This is a genomic window from Cohnella lupini (assembly GCF_003386205.1).
Taxonomy (GTDB): Bacteria; Bacillota; Bacilli; order Paenibacillales; family Paenibacillaceae; genus Cohnella; species Cohnella lupini.
On the sequence record NZ_QRDY01000006.1, the window covers coordinates 202,158 to 227,015 of the forward strand.

The following is a 24,858-nucleotide window of genomic DNA, read 5'->3' on the forward strand; positions in this document are numbered from 1 at the left end:
GCGCGGAGCTCATCTTGGGTACATTCATCTTATCATAATCCGCTTTTCTCTGCCCGTTCGCCGAACCAATTACCGAACAACGTCTTCCAACCGTCGACATATTTCGGTTCGATCGCCCATTGCACCATCACGACTGTCTCGCCATCGTCGATCGGAAGCGTAAGAACTTCTCTTTCCTCCGGCATCATCCGATACGGATATAGCTTGATGCTTCCCGGCGTGACGATCGCTACGACTTCTTCGGCTTCGGATGTGTAAGCGTCGATTGCCGTCGGCTCCAGCTTAAGGACTTCTTCCCAGTCCAACGCCAGGACATCGGGGCCGGTGACCGGCACGGTCAACGGCTCGTCGATCGTCTGCCAGCCGGCGATATCATCCGCGCTTACGTTTAGCAGGTTCCCGGGCTTCTTGGCAACCCATTTGCCGTTCTCGCGAGCGATGGCCCATTGATCCTGCGACAATTCGACGTCGCTCGATCCTAGCGCGGCCGCCAGATTGAAATGATTATTCTGTACGATATTGGCGTCCTTCAAGCGTTCAAGCGGAGCCAAGTCGCTCACGCGATTTACCCACACTTTGCTTGGAACCTCCGAGGCATCATCCTCGCCAGCGCTAGCGGTTTGCAGGATCGAGACGTATTCTTTGCCGGCGAACAGCAGCTTCTCCGACCATTTCCCGGCATTCGCGGCATCTTTCTCTTTTACGGTTTTGCTCTTTCCGTCCCGCAACGCTTCAAGAGTCTGTATACCCTCGGCTTGAGATTCAGCGGAGGGGTTTACTTTCCAAAAATTAGTTTTGTACGGCATCCAAATACCCTCGCCGTCGCCCATATTCGTCAACTGTCCGTTCTCGGGAGCGACGAATATCGTCCTGTAGCTACTCTGGTCGCTTTCGTCGATATCCTTGCGTAAACCGATGACGACTGCGGAATGCGGGATCGGATTGACGTAGCCTTCTTCTGAAGCGTGGGAGCTAGCCGTCGCGCGTTCGGTTTCGAGGGATAGTTTATCCGATTGTTCGCCGGTTAAGTCTCTCCAGCTCCATAATCCGGCGGCGACGGCCACGATGATCAGGCAAGCCGCGCTTAGCGCGCTCCATCGCACGAACCACGGCTTCGCGTGCTTGCGGCTCGGCGCGTCGAGGCTTTCGTTGATTTTCCTGCGCAACGTCTCGTCGAATCCTTTCCGGTTCAGCGGACCGCGCTCAAGCTGTTCGAATAATTCCTTGTCATCCACTAGCGGTTCGCCTCCTTCATCTTGGACAATTTCTGCCGGGCATGGAACATGCGAGACTTCACGGTTCCTTCGGTGACATCGAGAACCTGAGCGATTTCTTTCAAAGACAGCTGATTATGAGCGTATAGAATAATGACTTCCCTATATTTCTTGGGCAACTCCAGCACCATTTTCCAAATGTCGTTGACTGCCGATTGCTCCACGACCTCGTGTTCGACGGAATGTCGCTCCCCGTAGTCCTCGACGGCATCGGATAATGTTACTTTTCGAAAAAAAGCGGATCGTTGAAAATCTATCGCCGTATTACGCGTAATGGTCAGTAACCAGGTCTTAACCGATGCATCCCTGCGGAAAGCATGCATGTTCTTGTACACCTTGATGAATACCTCTTGCGTGATATCGTCGGCCATATCCCATTTACGGGTTATGCTGTAGGCATAATTCCATACGTCCTTCCCGAACGCGGTCATCAATTCGTTAAGAAGTCCTTTGTGATCGTCGCTTTCAACCATATATTTGAGAAAATCGAAATTGCGCTGGGAATCCAATCTTGCCACCTCTATTCCAATAAACGATTCAAATGGACACTAGGTTCAATGCTATCATATTTTAAATATTATTTCCTGCATACGGTCATCATCGCAAAAAAACCGGCCGGATTTCTCCGGTCGGCCGTCAGTATATAGTAAGCGATTATTAAGCCGCGTGCTGTTTGATGTGATGTCTAAGCTGATCCCCCGACAAAGTTTCTTCGCGGATCAGATGGTCGAGCAGATGGGTAAACGTTGCCTTGTGCTTACCTAGCAGATCTCTCGTGCGGTTCGTTAAATCTTCCAATATTTTTTCGTTTTCCTTGGACCACTGCTCTTGCGTCAAAGCTTGCGGATGAATGATTCCAAGCGAGGACATGCCCGATTCGATCAATGTTCGAACGATGCTCGTCGCTTGCTCGAAATCTCCGCGGGAACCCGTGCTGCGGCCACCGTAGAAAATCTCCTCCGCTACGGCTCCGCCTAATGCGATCATGATCTGCTCTTCCAGCACGGCAAGCGTGTAGAGATAACGATCTTGCTGCGGATGATGCCGTACATATCCCAACGCTTGGCCGCGCGGCGTCAACGACACTTGCGCTACGCTTTGCGGACGGACGTTCTCCGCGACGATGGCGTGGCCGAGCTCATGGATGGCCACTCTTTCGCGCTCCTCGCTGTTCGTTTCCCGGTCCATTCTCTCGCCCATCATGACTTTGTCGATCGCCTGCGTCAGATGATCCGCGCGAAGGTTTTCGGACTCGTCTCGCATAGCGTAGATCGCGGCTTCGTTCATCACGCTCTCGAGCTGCGCTCCGGAGAAACCGAACGTTTCTTCAGCGACCTTGGCAAGGGACACGCCTTCGCCTACCGGCTTGTTGCGGGCATGCAGCATCAAAATATGCTCTCTTGCCTTCTTGTCCGGCAAATCGACTTGTATTTGTCGATCGAAACGTCCCGGACGGAGTAATGCGGCATCCAGAAGCTCCTTGCGGTTCGTCGCCGCTATCAAGAGAATTCGTACGCTCTCGTCCCCTTGTACGCCATCCATCTCCGTCAGGAGCTGATTAAGCGTTTGATCGTACTCGCGATGCTGACCGCCGTCCCGCTTGCCGCCGATCCCGTCGATTTCATCGATGAAGATAATCGCGTTGTTGCGTTTCATCTTCGTTGCTTGCTGGCGCGCTTCTTTGAACAGGTCGCGAATCCTTCCCGCGCCGACGCCAACGTACATCTCTACGAATTCGCTGCCCGAGGCCGCGATGAACGCGGAATTCGTATACTGCGCGGCGGCTTTCGCAAGCAAGGTTTTGCCGGTTCCTGGAGGACCCGTTAACAAGATCCCCTTCAACGGGCGAATGCCTAACTTCTCGATCTTATCCCTGTGTACGAGAAAATCCAATGCTTCCGTTATTTCGCGTTTCGGTTGATCTTGACCGCCGATATCCTCGAACGTCAAGTATTCCGGCTTGCGGGCGGCTGCCTTCTTACCCGCCGTTCCCATGGCCAACCCTCCGCCTTTCGAACGGGCGAAGAGAAACACGGCTCCGAACGTTAACAATCCCATCACCATAATCGCCGGCGGCAATCCTACGTACAATAGAAAGATAAAGAGTACGATAATCGCTCCGACCGCGATTTCCTTGCCGAACTGGCTCAGTTTACGCATTAGGCCACGCTCCTAACATAGCGGGCTGACGGGGCAGAATAACGAATTTAGCGGAATCCCCGTCCCGCATCGAAATATATACGTTCAATTCATCCATTTCCGTCGATACCTTCACGCCGGGAAATTGCTCGGACAGCTTCGTCATCGCATCGCGGATCCCCGAGTATTTACGGTTTTCCATCGCTTCCGCAACATCGAATAGACCGTAGCTCCATGCCTTGTCCAATCGGGCGCTGTCCTTAGCCGTAGCGGATACTTCAAGCTGTTTACCGCCGATTTCCCCGGCTCCATCTCGTTTAATTAATCGGTATACTTCGCCTACGTCCGCATCAGGCGCAAGCTTAACGTTCACTTTCACAAGCCCCGTCGACATTTCGACGTTCGCGGACTGAACTCCGTCTATCGAATTGGCTACTCTGTCAAGCGGCTGCTCGACGCCGTAATGGCGATAAGCGAACCAACCTCCGAATAGTAGCGCGGCCGTAATTGCCGCGGTTATCGTAATGGGTATGAGTTTCAATTTATTCATATCAGCGTTCCCCCTCATTTGTAAGTACGACTTCTCTGCTTGGGCGGCTGTTTAGGGAACTGGTCAGTTAAAGTCAGTGTCGTTGAGTACATATAAGAGTATAGCATATTTTGATAGACTAATCGTTAGACGATGTCTGGAAAACAAACAAAAAACGCCTCGAGGGCGTTTATCGTTTAAGGTTATAAACTGGACAGGACATAGGTTTTCATCAGCGTTCCGTCATTGAATGAATAGAAATCGATCGATTGGTTCTCTTTGCTCTTCTCGTTCCAATAGCGGATTTCCCATACGGGCTGATTCTCGAACCAACCCGGCATGATCCGAATCGGCGTTCCCGTATGCTCTTGCGAGAATTTGGCGAGCATCTGCTTCTTCGAAATGCTTTCGCTTATTTTACGACGGACGAGCTCGCTGCTTCGTTCGAAGATCATCCATTCCTCGCCTTCCGCGTCCTTGCCGGATACGATCCATACCGTCTCGTCCCAAGTGTGGGTTACCGCCTCGGTTATGTCGGTCAGGCTTGCTTGCTCCTTGGCGATCCGGATGGCGACGTTCTCCGCCCTGCGGTAATCCGAATCCGCCGATCGTACGTACAAAAAGAACGATACGAGGACGAATACGACGAATCCCGTCACGATAACCAGCCATCTCACGAGCGAAAGGGACGGCATTCTGCGTTGTCCCTCACTACGGCTCAGAATCATCCTTTTAACCTCTGAAAGCAACGTTCCGCTTCCGCCAATATTTTCTCCTCGTCGAGCGTCAACAATTGACCGTCGCGAAGCAATTGCTTGCCGTCGACCCAGACGTGGGCGACATCCGAGCCTCTGGCCGCATAGGCCAAGTGGGATATGTAATCCGTAAGCGGGACGAAATGGGCTTGGGCTATGGACAACGCGATGAAATCGGCTTTCAGTCCGGCTTTGAGCTGTCCGGTAACTCCTCCGAGTCCGATCGAACGAGCCCCGTTGACGGTTCCCATGCGCAGAGCTTCGGCCGCCGGAATCACCGTCGGGTCTCCCGAGACCCCTTTATGCAACAGCGCCGCCATCGTTATCTCCTGGAACAGATCGAGATTATTGTTGCTTGCCGCGCTATCCGTGCCGAGCGACACCGTTACTCCTGCCCTCATGAGCTCCGGAACTCTCGCCACTCCGCTCGCCAGCTTCAGGTTGCTAACCGGATTATGGGAAACGTAAACGTTCCTCTCGGCCAGCAAGGCGATTTCCTCGTCGTTGAGATGCACCGCGTGAGCGACGAGCGTCGGTCGGCCGAACATGCCCAGGCGATCAAGATGCTCGACGGGCCGGTAACCGTAATCTCGCACGTTCTGCTCTACTTCGGCGATCGTCTCCGACATATGGGTATGCATGGCCAAGTCAAGCTCATGCGCCGCTTCAACGAACTTAAGAATATAATCGGGCGGACAAGTGTAAGGAGCGTGCGGTGAAATCATGACGCTGATGCGACCGTTCGCGGCACCGTGCCAATCTTTGGCGAACTGAATCGCGTCGGCCAGCTTCGCCTTCTGAACGTCCTCCGGACATAGTCCGATGACGCCTCTGGTCAAGCTCGCGCGCATGCCCGATTTCTCCACGACTTCGCCAACGCGATGCATGTGGTCATACATATCGACGAAAGTCGTCGTCCCGCTTTTGATCATCTCCGCGGCAGCCAAAGCGGATCCCCAATACACGTCGTCCCCCGTGAATTTGGCTTCGGTCGGCCACATATGATTTTGCAGCCAATCCTGCAGAGCCAGATCGTCCGCCAATCCGCGAAGAAGCGACATCGCCGCATGGCCGTGCGTATTTACCAAGCCGGGCATGAACAGGAGACCGCTCCCGTCCAACGTCTCCGTTGCGAGTTCAATTTCCCGCTCAGGTGCTTTTCCTTCGCCCAGCGCCGCGATGCGGTCCCCTTCTATCGACATCCACCCTTGATATTGGGGCATTTGCTCATCCATCGTGACGAAGTATCCATTATCGATTAGCAGACGGCTCATTGTGCTTCGTCTCCTTCCTTATTTACGTTTATATTGTCCATGTAATAGGCCAAGCTCAGAAGCTCCGCCGTAAAGTCGGCGTGGTGAATGCGTATCCCCGGCATCGATTTGAGCACGACGGGAGCGAAGTTCAGGATGCCTTTTATTCCCGCGGATACGAATTGATCGGCCACGTTCTGAGCCTCCTGGGCGGGTACCGTAATGATTCCGACCGAAATATCGAGTTGCTTGACGAAAGAGGCCAGTTCCTGCATGGGCTGAACGGTCAAATGATTGATCAGCGTCCCTTTTTTACCCTGATCGGCGTCGAACACCGCCACGATCTTCATGTTGTCTTTAATGTACATGTTATAGTTGCACAAAGCTCGACCCAAATTCCCCGTACCGACCAATGCCACGTTCATCATTTTATCGAGCTTAAGAATTTGGCGGATTTTCTCGATCAAGTAATCGACGTTATAACCGACGCCTTTACGTCCGAACTCCCCGAAATACGCCAAATCCTTGCGAATTTGAGCGGGATTGAGATCCAGCTTTTCTCCTAGATCTTGCGACGAAACGGTTTGAATGCTGCTTAAGCTCAATTCGTTCAGAAATCGCAAATAAATGGGGAGCCTTCTCACGACGGCTTCGGATATTTTAATGGGCTTCAAGACGACTCCTCCTCTCCTACGGTCGCGGGTTCCAACCACGAGCGTACTCTTGCGGCCATGGCCGACGTCGGCAAATGCTCCATTTTGGGACCTGGCAAAGAATATAAGAAGTATTTCCCGTAGTTCGTATCGATGACCCTTGTATCGTACAAAATAACGATACCCCGGTCCGTAGCTGTCCGAACGAGCCTTCCGAAGCCTTGCTTGAACTTGATTACGGCCTGGGGCAGCGACAGCTTCATGAACGGATTTTTGTTCTCCGCCTGCAGCTTCTCCGCTTTCGCTTCGGCGACGGGATGATTCGGCGGCTGGAACGGAAGCCTTACGATCGCAAGGCAAGTCAGCGCATCGCCGGGGAGATCGATGCCTTCCCAGAAGCTGCTCGTTCCGAGCAGCACCGATGCGGGTTGTCGAATGAACTGCTGCGTCAACCGACTGCGGCTTCCGCCGTCCACGCCCTGTCCCAGAACTTGTATCCCGCTAGATTCCAAACGGTCCTTCAACGGCCCGTAAACGGTTCTCAGCATTCGGTGCGAAGTGAATAATACAAGCATTCGTCCGCCTACGGTCCGCGCCATTTCTTCTAAAGAATCGATCAACGCGCTTAAGAACACGGCGTCTCCGTCTCGGCCCTTGATAGCGGGAAAATCCCTTGGAATAAGGACCAGAGCCTGCTCCCGGTAACGGAACGGGGAAGGAAGCATCGCCGTTCTCAAGCGCCCGTCCTTTTCCGCTTCGCCTAACCCCAATTGCTCGGTCACGTACTGGAAGGATTTATCTATCGTTAGCGTGGCAGAAGTCATAACGACGCTCGCTTTGCGGTCGAACATCCCTTCTTTAAGCAAACCGCTAACGTCCGCGGGAACTCCGTATACCCATACGGATCGACCCCGGAATTGCGAATGGCCTTCCACCCAATAGACGAATTCCGGCGTGCCCAAAGTGACGAACGACTGAGTCTCCGAACGTACGGACGTCAGATCCTTAAGCACGCCGCCGAGATCCGTCAGCAAGCCCTGCAAGCTTAGCTCGTCCGCGTCTTCCCGGATCGCGGCGGCCAATTTCTCCAACGGCCGAATGAAATCGGAGAGCAATTGAATGACGTTATTGCCATCGACGGACAGGCTCTCCCATTGGGCGGGAAGATCGGACGGCTTCATCCTGAACGTCAGGTTACCGGTTTCGTCGGCCGAAGCATTCGCCGTCAGCAATTGAAAGAGGGCTTCCATCCATCTTTCCCATGCGTCCCTGATCTCGTGAACTTTGGGAACGAGCGCTTCCAGCTTCTCCGCCCAGGCTCCCGATTCGTTCGATCCTAGTGCGGAAACAATACCGATCAATTGAGGAAGTAGACCCGATCTTGAATCCTTCCACACTCGTTGCAAAGGAACGATCAAAGACGAATGGCCGGTTTTCTGCCCTAAGTGCTGGCTAGCCACTTCTTCGAGATGATGGGCCTCGTCCACGATCAAGCGATCGTAAGCCGGCAGAAGCCGATGATCGGCGCGCATATCCGTAAATAGCAAAGCGTGGTTCGTGATGATCAGATCCGCTTTGCCGGCTTCTTGCCTTGCCCGGTGATAGAAACATCTTCGGAACCACGGACACGCTCGGTTCAGACAAGAAGCCGCATCGCTGGACACCGAATCCCATTCGTCCTTGTTGCGTCCCCCGACGTTAAGCTCCTCCGATTCCCCGCGCGTAGTTTCGCCCAGCCAGACCGTCATCCCTCCGCGGGTAATCGCGTCCTCGCGGCTAAATGCATTTTCCGGAAGCTGCTGACGGTTCTCGAACTTCCTCAGGCAGAGATAATTGCTCCGCCCTTTGAACACGGAAGCGCGAAAAGACACGGGCAGAGCTTTCTGGAGCAGAGGCAGATCCCGTTCCCGAAGCTGTTCCTGCAACTGTATCGTATGAGTGCTTACGACGACTTTTTTCTCTTCCTTCAGCCCATAATAGAGAGAGGGCAGTAAGTATCCCAGCGACTTGCCCGTTCCGGTTCCCGCTTCCACCAAGAGGTGGGAATCTTGCTGCAGCGCTCCGTATACTTCCTTGAACATGATATCCTGGCCTTCCCTCGCTTCGTATGCGGAGAACATTTCCTTCAGGTTGTTCTGAACGGCTTCTAAGTACTGATCGTAATCCATTTCCTTGAACGCTTCGGAGTTAGGATGTTCACTTGTATCCTCTTGTCGATTCATTGCCGCCTCGTCGCCCCAATCGCCTACATTCATGGCGAATTGACGAAAATGATGGATTCCTTCTTCGGACAGCATCGGTTGCGTTTCTCTCCAAGAGGCTACGTCGGCGATCAACCAACCCAGATCGTTGCGATCGGGATCGAACATCCCGTTCAACCGCTGAAGGGTAAACAAAGGCAGATGGCGCAATTTGTCCATGCACAGCAGGAACAGCTCCGCCGTTGCCACCGCATCGCTATCCGCCTGATGAGGGCGATCGTGCGCGATGCCAAGCGAATGCGTTAGGGAGGATAACGAATACGAGGACTGGGTAGGGAACATCAACCGGGCAAGCTCGACGGTATCCAGCATTCTGCCCGTGAATGCCAAATAGCCGCTGCGATCTAGCGCGGCTTGCAAGAATTGGGCATCGAATTCTACGTTGTGTCCGACTAGAATAACATCCTGCAGCATCGGTACGATGTCGCTTAACATGTCCTCGATCTCCGGAGCCGCTCCGACGTCTTCGTTCGTGATGCCGGTCAAACGGGTAATCTCGGGAGGTACGGGTTTTCCGGGGCGTACTAAGCTTGAATACGTGGAACAAACGGTACCCGCTTCATCGATAAAAGCGAGTCCCGTTTGTATGATTTCATCTTTATCGGACGACATGCCCGTTGTTTCGAAATCGAGCACGGCAAATTTCATTGCTGACTTCCTTTCGTTCCGGCGCGCAGAACCGTGAATAACGGAGTATGATGACCCTTAAACCTGTACCAACGTTTGCAGCTCCGCGCTTCCGAATTGCAGTTGCAGCTGACCGTTGCCCTGCAGGACCGATTCCAAATTCTTCTTCGGATCGATGAAACCGGGGTCGGCTTCCAACGCTTTAAGAAAATAGCTTCGCGCTTGCTCGATATGCGCGTATATGGCTTGGATGCAGCCAAGAGCGTTATAAGCGATCGCTTGCAGCCTGCTCTCGTCCGTTATGGCCGCGATTAATTGAAAATGTCGCTGAGCTTCGCCCCATTGCTTCATGTGCATTCGCGACATGGCCAAAAACATTCGAGCGCAGAGAAAATCCGGGTACATGGCAATCGCTTCCTCCATTTGGTCCGAGGAATGCTTGAACATGTGAAGCTTGAAGTACCCTTGTCCCTTGATGAACGAACCGAGAAATTTCTGAGGCTCGGGATCAGGGACGACTTGCGCTTGTTGTTCCAGGTCGCGGTATGCGCCCATTTTGTCTTCGAACTGAAGCCATGATTCAATAATATCATCACTTAGCGTTTTGAGCATGTCCCATTGTTGTCGAAGAGCGTTTTTTTCTTCTTCTGTCGCTTGCGGAAAACGTACGATGAGATCATCTAACACGTCGTTCATTGTCGCGAACCATTGTCGAATCATTATCGTTCCCCCTACACGATTGAGTTAACAATCGGCCTCGTAAGCAACAGCTTCTGAGTGAAACTGTACTGCTCATTCTGCGTTTCGGGGAGCTGTTTCATACGCATTACAAAACGGTCGAATGCGGCTCTTCCGCCAACAATTTGACAACTCGATTATGTTCATCCATAATCGCGACCTTCGGATGATGGCGACGTGCTTCCTCGTCGGTGAACAAGCCGTAATTGATGATAATGACTTGATCGCCCGGCTGCACTAATCTTGCGGCCGCGCCGTTCAAACAAATGACTCCGGATCCCCTAGGTCCCGCAATCGTGTAAGTCTCGAAGCGCGCTCCGTTGTTATTGTTGACGATCTGTACTTTCTCATCGGGTAAAATATCGACCAGATCAAGCAAATCCTGATCTATCGTGATGCTGCCGACATAATTCAAGTTGGCTTCGGTTACCGTCGCGCGGTGTATTTTGGCTTTCATCATTTGGCGAAACATACGTCAGCACCTACTTCCGCTGGATTGAGCAGCTGATTATCTATAAGCCGGGTTTTGCCGAAACGAACGGCTACCGCGAATAACAAGGAAACATTCATCTCCGCCAACGATTGGCGGTCGTCCGGCCGACTCAAATCAGGATACGCCAAAACGTCGACGTAATCAATATCCGCGAGCGGATTTCTTGAGATCGATTCTTTTAACCGAGCGATGACTTGCGATGCCGTGAGCCCGTCTCGAATCCACTCCGCGACGCGGCTGAGCGATTGGGACAAGACGAGCGCCTGCTCGCGTTCTAGCGCGTTCAGATATACGTTCCGCGAGCTCATGGCTAAGCCGTCCTCTTCCCGTAAGATCGGACAGGGAACGATCTCCACCGGCATATTCAAATCCTGGACCATTCTGGTTACTACCGCTATTTGTTGCGCGTCCTTCATCCCGAAATAGGCGCGATCCGGTTGCACGATATTAAACAGCTTCGTAACGACGGTGGCGACGCCATCGAAATGACCAGGCCGGCTAGCCCCGCACAAAAGTTCCGTGACTTCTGCGACCGCAACTGTCGTCACCCGCTTCTGAGGATACATCTCCTGCACGGTCGGAATAAATACGATGTCCGCTCCGGATTCCTCCGCCACCTTCATATCTCTCGCTTCGTCCCGAGGATACTTATCCAAGTCTTCTCCCGGTGCGAATTGGATCGGATTGACGAATATGCTTAAAACAGTCAATCCGTTATCTGCTGAGGATTTGCGCAGTAAGCTGGCGTGTCCGTCATGCAAATACCCCATAGTCGGAACGAATCCAACCGTGCGATGTCCGTTGTTGGAACGGCGAAAAGTCGAAATTTCATGTCTTAATTCCGCAATGCTACGAATAATGACCGGTTTCATTTGCCTTCGCCTCCGTAGAGCTTAGTGATGCCCTGCGCAGATGAAGTTTCGCCGAGCGGGAAGGAGTGCTTTTCCTCCGGAAAAGCTTTCGTTCTTACATCATCGACGTATTCGGTAATCGCGCTCCGTATGGTATCTCCGATGTTCGCGTAGCTTTTCACCATTTTCTTATCCCGAATATTGGAACCGTATCGAATCAGGTCATGGTAGACGAGCACTTGCCCGTCGCAGCCGCGTCCCGCTCCGATCCCGATCGTAGGTATGCCGATCGAACGCGATATGGCGGCCGCCAGTTCCTCCGTAACGAGCTCCAGCACGATGCCGAAGGCTCCGGCTTCCTCTAACGCCTTGGCGTCGGCAAGAAGCTTCTCCGCTTCCTCGCCGCTCTTGCCTTGCACCCTGTACCCGCCTATCTGATGCACGGATTGAGGCGTTAGCCCGATATGGCCAAGGACGGGAATCCCCGCGGAAGTCAACAAGCGAATTTCGTCCGCCAGTTCAGCTCCGCCTTCCAGCTTTACCGCATGGGCTCCGCCCTCTTGCATGATTCTGGCAGCATTGCGCAGCGTCGCCTCCGGGCCTATCCGGTAAGTTGCGAACGGCATGTCCGTTACGATCATCGTACTCGGAGCTCCTCGAACTACGGCGCGGGTATGGTAAATCATATCTTCAAGCTTTACGGGAACCGTAGTATCGTATCCGAGCACGACATTGCCTAAGGAATCGCCTACGAGAATCATGTCAACGCCCGCTTCTTCGGAAAGCATAGCCGAAGGATAATCGTATGCGGTAATCATCGCGATCGGTTTATTCTGGTTTTTCATCATCTTCAAGCGCGGAAGAGTCAATGCTTGCGTCATGGGGTATCCTCCTAAGGATTACAGGATATAACAACAAAAAAAACCCATTTTGCCCATGAGCAAAAAAGGTCGCCATTCAACATAGAACGTCCATCACGTCCTTCTGTCTCGGTCCTTTCGGCTCAGAGCAGAATCCGCCGCGAATCATTGACGGTATTGGATTAGTCTTTGTTGCAAGTAATACGAATCATTCCATGTAATTGCAGGGCAAGTGCGGTTCGCCTCTAAGACAATACCACCTTGCACTGCGATTATAACAGAAATCGGGTACGGAGTCTATGAACCGACAACCCGATCTCCGATTTCGGCCGAATAGATCGTACGGTAACTTCCGTCGGATATCTCGACTTTTAATCCGCCCATATCGTCCAACCCGCGCGGAATGCCGAGAACGGCTCCTTGCGGCGTATACAACGTCGTTTCGCTATTGAGCGTGACGGAGTGGGCTTCCCATAACGACCGGATGGGAGCGAAGCCTTGTTCTAAATACAGATCGTATAGACGCTCGAATTCTTCTAATATGATCGCGATAAGTCCGCTTCGGTTAATCGGGGCTCCAGAAGCCATCTTCAGCGAAATCGCTTTGTCCAGAAGCTCCGCGGGATAGTCCTCCGCGTCCAGATTAACGGAAATCCCCAACCCAACGACTACGTAACGCAACCTTTCGTCTTCTGCCGCCGATTCAAGCAAGATACCGCTGATCTTCTTGCCCCCGACGAGCAAATCGTTAGGCCATTTAATTCCGATCTTGACGGGAACCTCGCGAGATATCGCCCTGCTTAACGCAACCGCCGCGAGGAGCGTCAATTGCGGCGTTAACGGAAGCGGTACCGGAGGACGGAGTAGGAGACTCATCCAAATTCCTTTGCCCGCCGGAGACACCCAGGAGCGCCCCATGCGTCCACGTCCGTTAGTCTGCTGCTCGGCGATGACGAGCGTGCCTTCGGGAGCACCCTGCTCGGCCAGTCGGCGCAATTCGTCCTGAGTTGAAGGGACAACGTCGAGCAAATGCAGCTGACGTCCGAACCGCTTTGTTTCGATCTTCGGCAGCAATTCTTGAACCGATAATCGGGACGGCTTGCCCGTCAATCGATAGCCTAACCGCGGTACCGCTTCGATTACGTAACCATCGGCTTCCAGCTTACGGACTTGCTTCCATACGGCAGTCCGGCTGACGTTCAGCTTGCGGCTGATTTCTTCGCCCGAGACGTACTCTCCGGATCCCGCTTCCAGAAGACTTAATAAGCTAACCTTGCTCATTCGACGTCCCCCTTGCTTGCTTCGCCGCGGACAATAGCGAATCCTTGTCGTTAGGAATGCTTCCGAAAGCGACTTCTTCCAGCAATTCCTCCAGCAATGTCGCGATCCATGGTCCCGGCGGCTTATCCAAGCTGCGGGCAAGCTCGTCTCCGCGCACGTTCAATTCGGATACCGAGACCACAGGCATCTCCTTCAGCCATTTCCTCGCATCCGCTAACGTCTCGTCCAGTATTTCATTGACCGTACACCAATCCTCGGCCGCGGCCCGTCCGTAATCGAGTACCGCGTAAACCCAGCCGGTTCTTACGGAATTCTCGTCGTACACGCTCAACATCTCGTTGATGCCCATGATGCCGGTAATCCTGTCCGATCTCTTGCCGCTAAATCGCAATGAACGGAACAATTCCGCTCCATCCTCTTCGTTAATGCCGGCTCCCATAAGAAGAGCCGCCCATCTATGATCAGGTTCGGATAACATGGGAAGCTGCAAAAGGTTGCCGAGCGAAGCCTCTTCCGAGGTCGCTTGTCCCCATTTGTCCCATTCCCAAGTCGAGCCGTTCAGCCGATACCTTTCCGCCGCCAGCTTCACGGAATCGGGCAAAGCTTCTTTTGTATGTGCAAGAAGGCCGCTTTTGAACAAGAAGTGATTGGCTTGCTCCGGACCGCTGCCGGACATCATCTTGTCCCACTCCGCGCTTACTCTTTCCATCGCGACGTTTCGAAGCTTCTGACGATGTTGAATGATACCCTCCCAAACATCGGGCAGAAGCGCGAATTCGAATTCGGACGCAAACCGGATGGCGCGCAGCATTCGCAGAGCATCTTCTCCGAAGCGTTCGGACGGATCGCCTACGCAATCGACGACTCCCGCCCTAAGCGCATCCTGGCCTCCGAACGGATCGACGATCATACCGTCCGACCCAAAGGCCATCGCGTTAAACGTAAAATCCCGTCTCGACAAATCCTCGACGATATCGAGAACGAACTCGACTTCGTCCGGTCTTCGAGAATCGGAATAGTCCGATTCTCGCCGGAATGTCGTAACCTCATAGGCACGCCCCGCCTCCATGACCGTTACCGTTCCGTGTTTCAACCCCGTCGGCAACGTCCTCGCGAACGTTGCCATCACCTCTTCCGGTTTGGCGGATGTAGCGATATCGATATCGTGAAGGCTTCTTCCGATCAGCTTATCTCTGACGCATCCGCCGACCAAATACGCTTGAAACCCGCTATGCTCAAGCTTGCGGACGATTCCAAGTCCCCCTGACCACAAGACTTCGTCGTTATCGGTCATGCTTTAGTTCGCCTCCGATCCAACGGCTTCGGGCCGATTGTTAAACATTGCACACGGGTACCGGCTTGGCGAGGGGCATTCCGAGCACGCGATAATAAATTTCCTCGTATTGCGCCGTGATCAGCTTATCGTCGAACACGCAATGCGCCCTTTGCAGGCAAGCGGCCTTGAATTCGGCATATAAACTATCGTTCAACAATAGCTTCAATGCATTGTCCGCCATATCGTCCGTATTGCCTATCGCCGAGAGGAAACCCGTCTTCCCGTGCTGCACCAGCTCCGGAATACCTCCAGCGACGGAGCCGATCGTAGGTACTCCGCATGCCATCGCCTCCAACGCGACCAAGCCGAAGCTTTCCTTCTCCGACGGAAGCAGCATTAAATCCGCGATGGAGATAACCTGGGCTACATCGTCTTGCTTACCCAAGAAGTGAACGCGATGCGCTAAACCCATGGCGTTAATCTTTGTTTGAATTTTCGGCAAGTCCGGACCTTCGCCGACCAATACGAGCTTGGCGGGCGTCCGCGCGTTTACCTTGGCGAAAATATCGACTACGTCCGTCGTCCGTTTGACCGGACGGAAATTAGAAATGTGCATGAGCACCTTCTCGTGTGGATCGGCATAGTCCTGGCGCAAACCGATGCAATCGCGAGGATAATAAATCCGTTTATCCACGAAATTATACGTCAGGTCTATCGGCTCTTGAATGTCCAACAGCTCTCGGGTTTCCTTGATTAAATCCTGGCTGACCGCGGTGACCGCGTCGCTCTGGCGAATGCCTAGGCGAATGATATCTTTCAACGTTTCGTCTTGCGCTAACACGGTAATATCCGTTCCGTGAAGCGTCGTCACGACCTTCAGGTCGTCTCCAGCCATTTGCTTCGCCAATATCGCGCATATGGCGTGCGGCACCGCATAATGCACATGCAGCAGATCCAGCTTCTGCAATCGGGCAACTTGGTTCATCTTGCTCGCCAACGACAAGTCGTAGGGAGGATAACGGAACACGTAATAATCGGAAACCTCTACTTCGTGATAAAAAATATTTCGATGGAACTTTCCCAACCTAAACGGCATGCTATGAGTGATAAAATGAATTTCGTGCCCTTTCTCGGCCAATAGCTTCCCGAGTTCGGTAGCCACGACTCCCGAGCCTCCTAGCGAAGGATAGCAGGTTATGCCTATTCTGAGCGGACGATTCATGTCGATTCCTCCTGTCTATCCCATTGTATTCCCTTATTATTCGTCATTAGAATCGATTCAACGCGACCGGACCTTTAGCGATAAAGCCTTCCGCGTATTTATATTTCTTAGCTTGTCCAAGCAAGCGGTCTCTGGCTTCGATATTATGCAAATAAGCGCCGGTTAGCGGCGTTTCAACCCAATCCGATTCGTTTCCATCCGGCATGAACTGCGATCGGTACGCCTTCAAGGCATTCATCTTGATCTCGTGCTCGTCGCTTATGTCAATGATTAGCTGAGGCGCGTGAGCATCGTTAATAAAATAAAAAATCAACTGCTCTACCGTCCACGAGGGACTTTCGGGCATGTATCTTCTTAGCTTGGCGTTAAATACAGCTTCTTCGGCCATACGGCTGCAAGTGATGTGATCCGGATGGCGATCCAAGAAATAAGGCGCGAAAACAAGCCGCGGACGATATTTGCGAATCGCCGCCACCATGAGATCGGTCTGTTGCGCGATTACGGACAAGCGGCGATCCGGCAAGCCCAGATTGTCTCTAACCGACAAACCTAGCACTTCCGTCGCCTCCGCCGCTTCCCGTTGTCTTGTCTCCACGTTGCCGTTGGATGACATCTCCGCATACGTTAAATCGACGATGCCGACTTTTAATCCGGCTTTAATATGCTTGGCTATCGTACCGCCCATGCCAATCTCCGCGTCATCGGGATGCGCGGCGAATACGAGCATATCGAGTTGTTCGTGAGTAATGAGATTCATGCTGCGCTCAACCTTCTATTCCGGGTTTATATTTATGGACGAGTTCGCGCCATGCGAAATCTCCTCGCTCCAATGCTTTGACCAGCAGCTCGCCCGTTGCGACGTTGGTCGCGACAGGTATGCCCTGAACGTCGCAAAGGCGCAATAAGGCGATAATATCGGGCTCATGCGGCTGAGCCATCAACGGATCGCGGAAGAATAGGATAAGATCCATTGTATTCTCGGCAACCCTGGCTCCGATCTGCTGATCGCCGCCAAGCGGCCCCGACATGAATCGATGAACGGATAATGCCGTATTCTCCATAATGCGAGTCCCTGTCGTCCCTGTCGCGTACAAGCGATGATGCTTCAACACATGCTCGTAAGCGATCGCGAAATTAACCATTTCCTCTTTTTTACGATCATGGGCGATTAAAGCGATATCCAACATGAAGCTGATCCCCTCTCCTGCTTTCCGGCCTAATCTAAGAAGTGTTCGAAGCCGTATACCATGCCGGTTACGTTCATGATCTTCTTGATCGCCGTATTCACTCCCGGCATATATCCCGCGCGATCATAAGAATCATGACGGATTTTCAATGTTTGCCCGAACGCGCCGAACACCACTTCCTGTTGGGCGAATACGCCCGGCAATCGAACGCTATGTATGCGAAAACCGTTATAATACCCGCCTCGCGCGCCTTCTATGACTTCTTCTTCCTTTGGGTTCCCTTGACGGAGTTCCTGCCTGGCTTCCGATATCCATTCCGCCGTCTTGATGGAAGTTCCCGAAGGTGCGTCTAATTTTTGGTCGCCATGGTATTCAATGATTTCCACATGGGGAAAATACTTGGCAGCCATCGCGGAAAACTTCATCATCAAGATGGCTCCGATGGAGAAGTTCGGCGCGATCAGACCGCCTATCCCCTTCTCCTTGCATTGCTTGTCCAAGTCGGAGATCTGCTCCGGCGTGAAGCCGGTAGTGCCGATAACGGGACGAACGCCGTACGCAAGCGCGATTTCCGTATTGGGCATGGCCGATTTCGGATTCGTAAAATCCACGAGTACGTCTGGACGGCTAGCGGACAAAGCATCGGCTAATCGCGAAGAAACGATGACGCCGGTATCCGGTTTACCGACCAGCGACCCGGCGTCAACGGGACCCGCGGACAATCCGATGGCAGCGACCAACTGCAGCTCGGGATCTTCCAACACCATTCTGACGACTTCGCGGCCCATTCTGCCGCCTGCCCCCGCCACGGCAACTTTAATTTTGCGCGCCATACTATCACCTGTTCCTTCTCGAATTGTAGTTCGTATATTGTTGTTTAAGAATGCGGCGTCTTTCGGCCCGCACTTCGTGCAGCAATCGTTTGGCTTCCTCGAGTTGCGGTTCAAGCTGAAGCGCGTCCTGCAGGGAGTCCAGAGCCTGCTTGTAATTCCTCTGCATCCGGTATAAAATACCGAGCAGTAGCCTCGCTTCCGCAGATAAAGGATCCAGATATGCCGCTTCCTTCAAATTCGCGAAGCTGCGTTCTAAATCCGGAACGGGTTGTTCCAACCACTGTCTGGCTTCCGCGATTTTCTGCCTAGCTAGCATCGTCCTGAGATTAAGCTGATAGATCTGATTATCCGGATTAATCTCCACCGCTTTATGGGCGTAGTTCGTCGCGAGCGATATCTTCCCGCTTCTTGCGCAAGTCACCGAGCCTCTATAATAATATTCCGCGTTTCCGGGCTCCATTGCGATCGCTTGACCGAACCAGTATATCGCCGACTCGAAATCCCCATGAAAGATGGCTTCGTACGCTTGCCGGAGGCACGTTTCCCCGTCCATGCCGACCATCCTCCCTTCAATGCGGGGATAGTACAGCATATGACAATCAGACGTTATCGGTGTGCTTCTTCGTCCAACGGTCAGCGTCGCGGGTAGTAAATTTAAGCATGACCTTACGGTGGGCTTCCGTCAGATCGATTCCGAGCGAGTTGGCGAAACAGGTTACGATGAACATAATGTCGCCGAGCTCCATTTCGATCGAATTATCGGCTTCATCTCTTTTTTTCGGCTTTTCGCCGAACTCGTGATTCACTTCCCTTGCCAGTTCCCCTACTTCTTCGGACATTCTGGCAAGCATCGACAACGGAGAAAAATAGCCTTCCTTAAACTGCGATATATAAGCATCCACGTCTCGTTGAATATCGGCAAGCGTTCGTTCCGATAACGTTAGACCGGTTATGCGAGATTCTCCCATCGTTCGCTTCCTTTCTTGAAGGTTTCTATCTTATGTTAGCGTAAGACGTTTATTAAAACAAATGCATTTTTGGAGGAATCGTACTATGAAACTTTCGTTGCCTTGGAGCTCTGTCAGATCCTGGGGCTTAGTCGTGGCGGGAACCGCGCTCTACGCCTTCGGTTTGCAGTTTTTTATTATCCCTAACTTGCTGATGGAAGGCGGCGTGACGGGCGTAGCCGTGCTCTTGAACTACGCGCTGGATCTCCCCGTTTCCCTAACGTCCCTGCTTATAAACCTCCCTTTATTCATCCTCGGCTGGAAACAACTTGGAAGAAGCGCCATGATCTATACTTTCGTGGGAACCTTGTTATTGTCGCTGTTCTTATGGATCGCGGAATGGATGGTCGAGAACGGATGGATGGTTCCATTCACATCCGAACAAGATTTCATACTCGTCGTGCTTTATGCCGGCGTTACCCTAGGCATAGGCCTCGGACTCGTATTCCGCGCCGGAGGAACGACGGGCGGAGTGGACATTATAGCGAGAATCCTTCATCGCGCACGGGGCTGGAGCATGGGGCAGATTATTTTGACGTTGGACGTATTGGTCCTTGGAATCTCCCTCTTGATTATCCCGAAGGAAAAGGTGCTCTACACTTTGGTTAGCGTGTTCATCGCCACCAAAATTATCGATTTCATTCAAGAAGGAGCTTATGCGGCGAAGGCTTTCACGATTATATGCCACACGCCCGAAAAGCTGGCCAAGGACATCACCGTAGAGCTCGACCGCGGCGTTACTCTCATGCCTTCGATCGGCGCGTATTCCGGCGAGGACAAGATGGTTATCTACTGCGTCGTCAGCCGCTTCGAGATTCGCAAATTAAAAAGCCTTGTCCGTCAGCATGACCGGAAGGCTTTTATCGTTATCAACGACGTGCACGACGTGCTCGGAGAAGGCTTCCGAGACGAATAACCTTTATTATTTTTTCTTCCAACGAATCAGCAGCCGTTGCGCCGCGTCTTCGGGCATATGCCGCGCCTCTTTACGTGATCCCGAATACTCTTCGTCCTTATACCGTCTCCAGCCGACCCACGTCAGAACGGTCACGATAAAGCTTCCGACCATGGCCGACCATCCCCATGAAGGCGGAGCCGTTATCGGGGGGACAACCGCGGCGGAGCTTTCCTTCGTACTCGGGAACAAACCGTCCAATGCTTCCTGCAGAGGCAATATCGTACTCTGCAGCAGTTCCGTCTTCGGAGATTCCGCTTCGACGATTCGTGACGCGTAACGAATGACGGAATCCGCTCTTTCCACTTTCCAAGGCTCTATCTCCAGCAAGGCCGCCGTTCGAATGACCAGATATCGTTCCACTACTCGATTGAAAGCCGAGCGAGCGGGCTCCGCAACGGGTCCCGATATCGTTGAGTTCAATGGCAAGGCTTGACTCAGTTCTATGAGATCATTGCTAATGAGCGTTCGATACCGGTGCCACATCGGCTTGTCCGGCTTGACCAGAGCATCCGCAGCCAATCTTAATTCGGCCGCTTCGGACTTCGCTTTCGATTCATCAGGTGAATTGGAAGAGAGAGACTTCCTAAGCTCCGTCACGCTTTGCTCTAATTCACGGATTCCATCCTCGATCGACTTGCCCTTCGTCGGCAAGCTTCGGAGTTGCGATTCGATTTCTGTCAGGCTTCTGGTGGCTGCCTTTGAATTCCCGGCGTTCACTTCGCCGTAAAGCTTCTCCGTCGCGGACAACAACCGAACGTAGGCGGCTCTTGATACTTTCGCATCCGTTTCCGGAGCGCGCCCTAGCACCGTAGGCGGCGCGATAAGACACAATGCCGCCGCAACGATCAAAGAAATCAAAGCTTGCCGCATCGGCAAGCCGCGAATCCGAAAAGGCGAAATAAACAAAAACACGGACATCCCCTCCTCCTACCCAATGGATATGAGGGGATGTCCGCGTTTAGAACGCCTTGTCCCGCTCCTTGCCGGCGAAGGCGAATTTGGCGATCGCCGCTGCCGCCACGCTTAACGCGGTAAGCAAGAAGGTGAACAGACCGACATAATATATGTCATCATACAGTTGCGAGGGTAAATACGGATATACGTCGTACGTGTAATCGATCGTATCGTTCAGGAAAGTCCATACAGCCGCCCCTAGCAGGGCAATTCCTCCGAAAATAAAAAACCGGGCATAGACTAGCGCCGTAATCGCCATCGCCGAATGTCCTACTATCAGCATCCAGTGGTCAAATTCCAGGACATCGCCTTGCGCTTGTCCGGCGAATATAATCGCCGTCGCCCATATTCCGTATTTCACCGATGTAACGACGCCAAGCGTCTCCACGATTCCGCGAATTCCGTTCACCCAAGCGATCCTTGAACGCTTAGGACTAATCCAAAGCCATATGACGGATATCACGAAAAACAATGATGCCGTCGGACTGTCCGGAACGAAGGGAATTTGCCAATGCGGATGTTCGTTCCAGGTTTGAAGCAGTTGATCCTTGTACCAGTAGTATCCGTATATCGTACCCGGTACGTATATCAGCGTTAATATCCACAAAGTCGTGGGATTAAGCAATACGGAACGGGACAGCAACCATTTTAACCAGCTCATCCGGGACCTCCTTTCATAAAAAAACCTGACCGAGAACGGTCAGGTTTAGAACAGAAGGACGGATTTTACTCCGCCGCTCCCGCTTTTTGCGTCGAAAGCCATGTCGCGACTTGATCGATCTGTTCGGTAGTCAGCGTACCCTTGAAAGGAGGCATTCCATCGCCTTTTCCGTTCGTGATCGTTTCCACGAGCTCTTCTTTGCTTAACACGTCGCCGATTCCGCGAAGAGCGGGTCCATTCGCGCCTTCAAGCTCCGCGCCGTGACAAGAGATACATTGAGCTTGCGTCATCGTTTCGGTGAAAGCAGGATCGTCCGCGGCAACCATTGCAGGAATTTTCTCCCTGCCTGGTATCGGTCTCGGCAAGCCCTTCTCGATGGCTTCCTCCGCCTTGATCTCGCGTTCGATATGCTCGGGTATAACTCCGTTCTTCTCGAGTTCGCCCGTGTAGTGATGCCACGAAACCCACGTCAGGTAGGTGACGGCCACCAATGAAACGACCATCAGGGAAGACGCAATCGGACGACGATAGAAGCGGCGTTCCTTGCCCGTATCCAAGAAAGGAGCGAGAAGTAGCGCTATGAAAGGCAGTCCGGACAAACCTAGAACGCCCAATACGAGATAATCTTCCGATGCGTAAGGATACTTCAACAATTGGTACAAGAACAGGAAGTACCAGTCGGGCATAGGAATGAACGAGCCGTTAAGCGGATCCGCCGGATATCCGAGCGGAGCCGGTTCGGCAACGACCAATACCAAGAACCCTACAAGTACGACGACGCCGACCATCCATTCCTTCAACAGGAAGTTCGGGATAAATGCTTCCGATTTACCCGGAAAGGCGGAATAGTCAGGAGGCGTTACGTTCGAGTAATCGCGTTTACGAACACGCGAATCTCCTATGAATACGATTTTTTCGTTCGGATCATGTTTATGTGCCATCGCTTGTCACTCCCCTCTCTTACAGCGGCCCGGAAATGCCCTGTTTTCGAATCATAAAGAAGTGTCCGGCAAGCAATGCAAGCAGCGCACCAGGCAAGAAGAACACGTGGAATGCGAAAAATCTGGTCAGCGTTTGCGCGCCGACGATCGTTCCACCGTTCAATAGCTCCTTGATGTAATCGCCCAAGAAAGGCACGGCACCAGCGATTTCCAGACCAACCTTCGTCGCGTAATACGCTTTGTTATCCCAAGGAAGCAGGTAACCAGTGAACCCTAGGCCCAACATGACGAAGAAAATCAACATTCCGACTACCCAGTTCATCTCGCGGGGAGCTTTGTAGGAACCCGTGAAGAAAACGCGGAGCGTATGTAGGAACATCATAACGATTACCAAGCTCGCTCCCCAGTGATGCATACCGCGCACGATCGCTCCGAAAGCGACTTGATGCTGCAGGTAATCAACGCTGTAGTAGGCGTTAATGATATCCGGAACGTAATACATCGTCAGGAACATCCCCGAAAGGATTTGTATGACGGTTATAAAGAACGTCAGCCCGCCGAAGCAATAAACGAACGCGGAGAAGTGATGCGCCGGATTGACGTGCTCAGGCACCTCGTGATCCGCGATATCTCTCCACATCGGCGTAATATCTAGACGTTCGTCGATCCAGTTGTACATGTTTTTGAACATGGGACGAGACGCCCTCCTTCTAAACGCGACTATTCGGTTCTATCGGGCCAAGATACACCCAACCGTTTTCCGTTTTGACTTCGTACTCGTCTAGCGGCTTTGGCGCAACTTTCAAGTTTTTGCCGTCTTTGGTGTAACGGGCGCCGTGGCAAGGACAGTGATACTCGTTCGGCGCTTCCTCGCCGCTCCAGCTTACCATGCAGCCCAAGTGCTTACATACGGGAGAAAGAGCGTAGATCTTGCCATCGTCGCTCTTGGCGATCCAAGCGGCCAGCTTCGGATCGCTCTCGTACCATCCGTCTACCTGGTGAATCTTGAACTTCACTTCGGTCGGTTCGTTCGTCACCTTGCTTTCCTCGATGACTTTGACGAAACCGCTTTTTTCTTTCTTTTGCAATATAGGATCTACGGCAAAGCGGATCATCGGTAAAATGGCCCCGCCCGCCATGAAGGCTCCTGCTCCGCCAAGCGTGTAAGACAAAAATTGACGTCTTGTCATTTCTTTGCGCTTGACCGGTTTATGCGTGGTTTCTTGCTGCTCATTATGGTCCATTCGTTCTACCCCCTTTGCCACACCAATCTCGCGTCCGGTACGGACTTTAACATTTTGTTCAACAATCGGTATGCTTAACTAAATTCGGTTTAAAGCGCATCCGATTGCTCGTTACAAACGTCCAACGTCGTTCGAAGAACGCCTGTAGCCGTTTTACTTGACAAGGACATAACTATAATAGCCCACGCGCTATGGAGCGTCAAGAATTGGGGCAAGCGTTTCCTTCCCCGGCGGGATAAGCGTAACTAAAATGTTCTCAAATTGTCACATTTCCCCGTGGGATGTGTCTGACTATTGTTTACCCTTCATAGCCATCCTTATGCGTTCATAGCTTGCCGAAAAGCGATTTTCGGTCGTTTATCGTTGCGGCGTCCGCCACAATTCCGCTACCGATTTGCCGATTCGCTCTGAATCGGGCTTCTCATCGTCCGTTTTCGGCTGAATGATCAGATCCGCATGCAGCATATCGAAGTTCGGCATCGCTTTTCCGTTGATCAGGATCACGTAGCGAAAGCCGATCGCCCTCCACGACCCGATTAAACGATTTAACCGATCGATTTGCTCCTCGCCGCCTGCATCATAGTGGTAGGCAGGCATCGTCACCGTTCTCCCGCGAAATGATTGTTCCAACGGGGCTAGCCATTCCCCGGTACGCGCCACGCTCTCCGTGGCTTCCCAAGGCGATTCTTCCCCGGTCAGTCCCGATAGAGGAAGTAGGCAAGTATCCAGATAAGGCTGCAATTCTGGCCAGCTTGCCGGATCTATTTCACTGAATTTCATATGTAGGGCACACTCCTTGTCTTCCATTAAAGCTTGCATCAAGATACCTGTTATCGTACTCCAAAACGGCGAACATTAAAA

Annotated in this window: 27 protein-coding genes; 1 reads left to right on the forward strand and 26 read right to left on the reverse strand. The window is 52.5% G+C overall.

The annotated features are described in order from the left end of the window. Window positions 1–32 precede the first annotated feature (32 nt). From DFP95_RS13235 to DFP95_RS13330, 20 genes are all read right to left on the reverse strand, one after another. Entirely contained in the window at window positions 33–1,235 is a 1,203-nt protein-coding gene (locus DFP95_RS13235) for a hypothetical protein (RefSeq protein WP_115993108.1), read from the reverse strand. After that, a complete protein-coding gene (locus DFP95_RS13240; protein WP_245987636.1) occupies window positions 1,235–1,783 on the reverse strand; it encodes an RNA polymerase sigma factor in 549 nt (182 codons plus the stop codon). The genes DFP95_RS13235 and DFP95_RS13240 overlap by 1 nt, the downstream gene beginning before the upstream one ends. A 148-nt stretch (window positions 1,784–1,931) precedes the next feature. Continuing rightward, the gene (locus tag DFP95_RS13245) at window positions 1,932–3,425 is read right to left on the reverse strand and encodes an AAA family ATPase (protein WP_115993213.1); all 1,494 of its coding nucleotides are present in this window, start codon (window positions 3,423–3,425) and stop codon (window positions 1,932–1,934) included. A 1-nt stretch (window position 3,426) separates the two neighbouring features. After that, window positions 3,427–3,963 carry a hypothetical protein gene (locus DFP95_RS13250; RefSeq protein ID WP_115993109.1) on the reverse strand — a complete coding sequence of 179 codons (537 nt, stop codon included), beginning with the start codon at window positions 3,961–3,963 and terminating at the stop codon, window positions 3,427–3,429. Window positions 3,964–4,145: 182 nt separating this feature from the next. Further along, window positions 4,146–4,670, reverse strand: a complete 525-nt coding sequence (locus DFP95_RS13255; protein WP_115993110.1) for a cell wall elongation regulator TseB-like domain-containing protein — start codon at window positions 4,668–4,670, stop codon at window positions 4,146–4,148. Then, entirely contained in the window at window positions 4,667–5,971 is a 1,305-nt protein-coding gene (locus DFP95_RS13260; protein ID WP_115993111.1) for an amidohydrolase, read from the reverse strand. Before DFP95_RS13260 ends, DFP95_RS13255 begins: the two co-directional genes overlap by 4 nt. Beyond that, on the reverse strand, window positions 5,968–6,624 hold the full coding sequence (locus DFP95_RS13265; protein WP_115993112.1) for a redox-sensing transcriptional repressor Rex: 657 nt from the start codon (window positions 6,622–6,624) through the stop codon (window positions 5,968–5,970). Before DFP95_RS13265 ends, DFP95_RS13260 begins: the two co-directional genes overlap by 4 nt. Further along, window positions 6,621–9,512 (reverse strand): ATP-dependent DNA helicase DinG, encoded by a 2,892-nt coding sequence (gene dinG, locus DFP95_RS13270; RefSeq protein WP_115993113.1) that lies wholly within the window; start codon window positions 9,510–9,512, stop codon window positions 6,621–6,623. Before dinG ends, DFP95_RS13265 begins: the two co-directional genes overlap by 4 nt. A 57-nt stretch (window positions 9,513–9,569) precedes the next feature. Continuing rightward, window positions 9,570–10,211: a tetratricopeptide repeat protein gene (locus tag DFP95_RS13275; RefSeq protein WP_115993114.1), complete on the reverse strand. Its 642-nt coding sequence runs from the start codon at window positions 10,209–10,211 to the stop codon at window positions 9,570–9,572. A 106-nt stretch (window positions 10,212–10,317) separates the two neighbouring features. Further along, window positions 10,318–10,701 carry an aspartate 1-decarboxylase gene (panD, locus tag DFP95_RS13280; RefSeq protein ID WP_115993115.1) on the reverse strand — a complete coding sequence of 128 codons (384 nt, stop codon included), beginning with the start codon at window positions 10,699–10,701 and terminating at the stop codon, window positions 10,318–10,320. Then, window positions 10,686–11,594 carry a pantoate--beta-alanine ligase gene (gene panC, locus DFP95_RS13285; protein WP_115993116.1) on the reverse strand — a complete coding sequence of 303 codons (909 nt, stop codon included), beginning with the start codon at window positions 11,592–11,594 and terminating at the stop codon, window positions 10,686–10,688. Before panC ends, panD begins: the two co-directional genes overlap by 16 nt. Then, window positions 11,591–12,454, reverse strand: a complete 864-nt coding sequence (gene panB / locus DFP95_RS13290; RefSeq protein ID WP_115993117.1) for a 3-methyl-2-oxobutanoate hydroxymethyltransferase — start codon at window positions 12,452–12,454, stop codon at window positions 11,591–11,593. The genes panC and panB overlap by 4 nt, the downstream gene beginning before the upstream one ends. 276 nt (window positions 12,455–12,730) lie before the next feature. Then, window positions 12,731–13,714 (reverse strand): biotin--[acetyl-CoA-carboxylase] ligase, encoded by a 984-nt coding sequence (locus DFP95_RS13295; protein ID WP_115993118.1) that lies wholly within the window; start codon window positions 13,712–13,714, stop codon window positions 12,731–12,733. After that, on the reverse strand, window positions 13,701–15,008 hold the full coding sequence (locus DFP95_RS13300; protein ID WP_115993119.1) for a CCA tRNA nucleotidyltransferase: 1,308 nt from the start codon (window positions 15,006–15,008) through the stop codon (window positions 13,701–13,703). The genes DFP95_RS13295 and DFP95_RS13300 overlap by 14 nt, the downstream gene beginning before the upstream one ends. A gap of 40 nt (window positions 15,009–15,048) precedes the next feature. Next, window positions 15,049–16,212 carry an N-acetyl-alpha-D-glucosaminyl L-malate synthase BshA gene (bshA, locus tag DFP95_RS13305; protein WP_115993120.1) on the reverse strand — a complete coding sequence of 388 codons (1,164 nt, stop codon included), beginning with the start codon at window positions 16,210–16,212 and terminating at the stop codon, window positions 15,049–15,051. Between the two features lie 46 nt (window positions 16,213–16,258). Beyond that, on the reverse strand, window positions 16,259–16,969 hold the full coding sequence (gene bshB1 / locus DFP95_RS13310) for a bacillithiol biosynthesis deacetylase BshB1 (RefSeq protein ID WP_115993121.1): 711 nt from the start codon (window positions 16,967–16,969) through the stop codon (window positions 16,259–16,261). Window positions 16,970–16,976: 7 nt separating this feature from the next. Then, window positions 16,977–17,399, reverse strand: a complete 423-nt coding sequence (locus tag DFP95_RS13315; RefSeq protein WP_115993122.1) for a methylglyoxal synthase — start codon at window positions 17,397–17,399, stop codon at window positions 16,977–16,979. Window positions 17,400–17,428: 29 nt separating this feature from the next. Next, entirely contained in the window at window positions 17,429–18,232 is an 804-nt protein-coding gene (gene dapB, locus DFP95_RS13320) for a 4-hydroxy-tetrahydrodipicolinate reductase (RefSeq protein ID WP_115993123.1), read from the reverse strand. A gap of 4 nt (window positions 18,233–18,236) precedes the next feature. After that, window positions 18,237–18,785: a tetratricopeptide repeat protein gene (locus tag DFP95_RS13325; protein WP_181907390.1), complete on the reverse strand. Its 549-nt coding sequence runs from the start codon at window positions 18,783–18,785 to the stop codon at window positions 18,237–18,239. Window positions 18,786–18,831: 46 nt separating this feature from the next. Next, window positions 18,832–19,200, reverse strand: coding sequence for a nucleotide pyrophosphohydrolase (locus DFP95_RS13330; RefSeq protein WP_115993125.1), 369 nt, complete (start codon window positions 19,198–19,200; stop codon window positions 18,832–18,834). An 85-nt stretch (window positions 19,201–19,285) separates the two neighbouring features. Here DFP95_RS13330 and DFP95_RS13335 point away from each other — a divergent pair, with 85 nt between their 5' ends. Next, complete coding sequence (locus tag DFP95_RS13335; RefSeq protein WP_115993126.1) at window positions 19,286–20,155, forward strand: YitT family protein; 870 nt, start codon at window positions 19,286–19,288, stop codon at window positions 20,153–20,155. A 6-nt stretch (window positions 20,156–20,161) separates the two neighbouring features. Here DFP95_RS13335 and DFP95_RS13340 read toward each other — a convergent pair whose 3' ends face one another. The 6 genes from DFP95_RS13340 to DFP95_RS13365 all read right to left on the reverse strand — a co-directional run bounded on the left by DFP95_RS13340 (window position 20,162) and on the right by DFP95_RS13365 (window position 24,777). Then, window positions 20,162–21,109 (reverse strand): sporulation protein YpjB, encoded by a 948-nt coding sequence (locus DFP95_RS13340; protein WP_181907392.1) that lies wholly within the window; start codon window positions 21,107–21,109, stop codon window positions 20,162–20,164. 46 nt (window positions 21,110–21,155) lie between these two features. Further along, window positions 21,156–21,812, reverse strand: coding sequence for a DUF1405 domain-containing protein (locus tag DFP95_RS13345; RefSeq protein WP_115993128.1), 657 nt, complete (start codon window positions 21,810–21,812; stop codon window positions 21,156–21,158). Window positions 21,813–21,877: 65 nt separating this feature from the next. Continuing rightward, on the reverse strand, window positions 21,878–22,753 hold the full coding sequence (locus tag DFP95_RS13350) for a c-type cytochrome (RefSeq protein WP_115993129.1): 876 nt from the start codon (window positions 22,751–22,753) through the stop codon (window positions 21,878–21,880). 19 nt (window positions 22,754–22,772) lie between these two features. Then, window positions 22,773–23,444 (reverse strand): menaquinol-cytochrome c reductase cytochrome b subunit, encoded by a 672-nt coding sequence (qcrB, locus tag DFP95_RS13355; RefSeq protein ID WP_115993130.1) that lies wholly within the window; start codon window positions 23,442–23,444, stop codon window positions 22,773–22,775. A gap of 19 nt (window positions 23,445–23,463) precedes the next feature. Further along, complete coding sequence (locus tag DFP95_RS13360) at window positions 23,464–23,997, reverse strand: Rieske (2Fe-2S) protein (RefSeq protein WP_115993131.1); 534 nt, start codon at window positions 23,995–23,997, stop codon at window positions 23,464–23,466. 357 nt (window positions 23,998–24,354) lie between these two features. Beyond that, window positions 24,355–24,777, reverse strand: coding sequence for a DUF2487 family protein (locus DFP95_RS13365; protein ID WP_181907394.1), 423 nt, complete (start codon window positions 24,775–24,777; stop codon window positions 24,355–24,357). Window positions 24,778–24,858 lie beyond the last annotated feature (81 nt).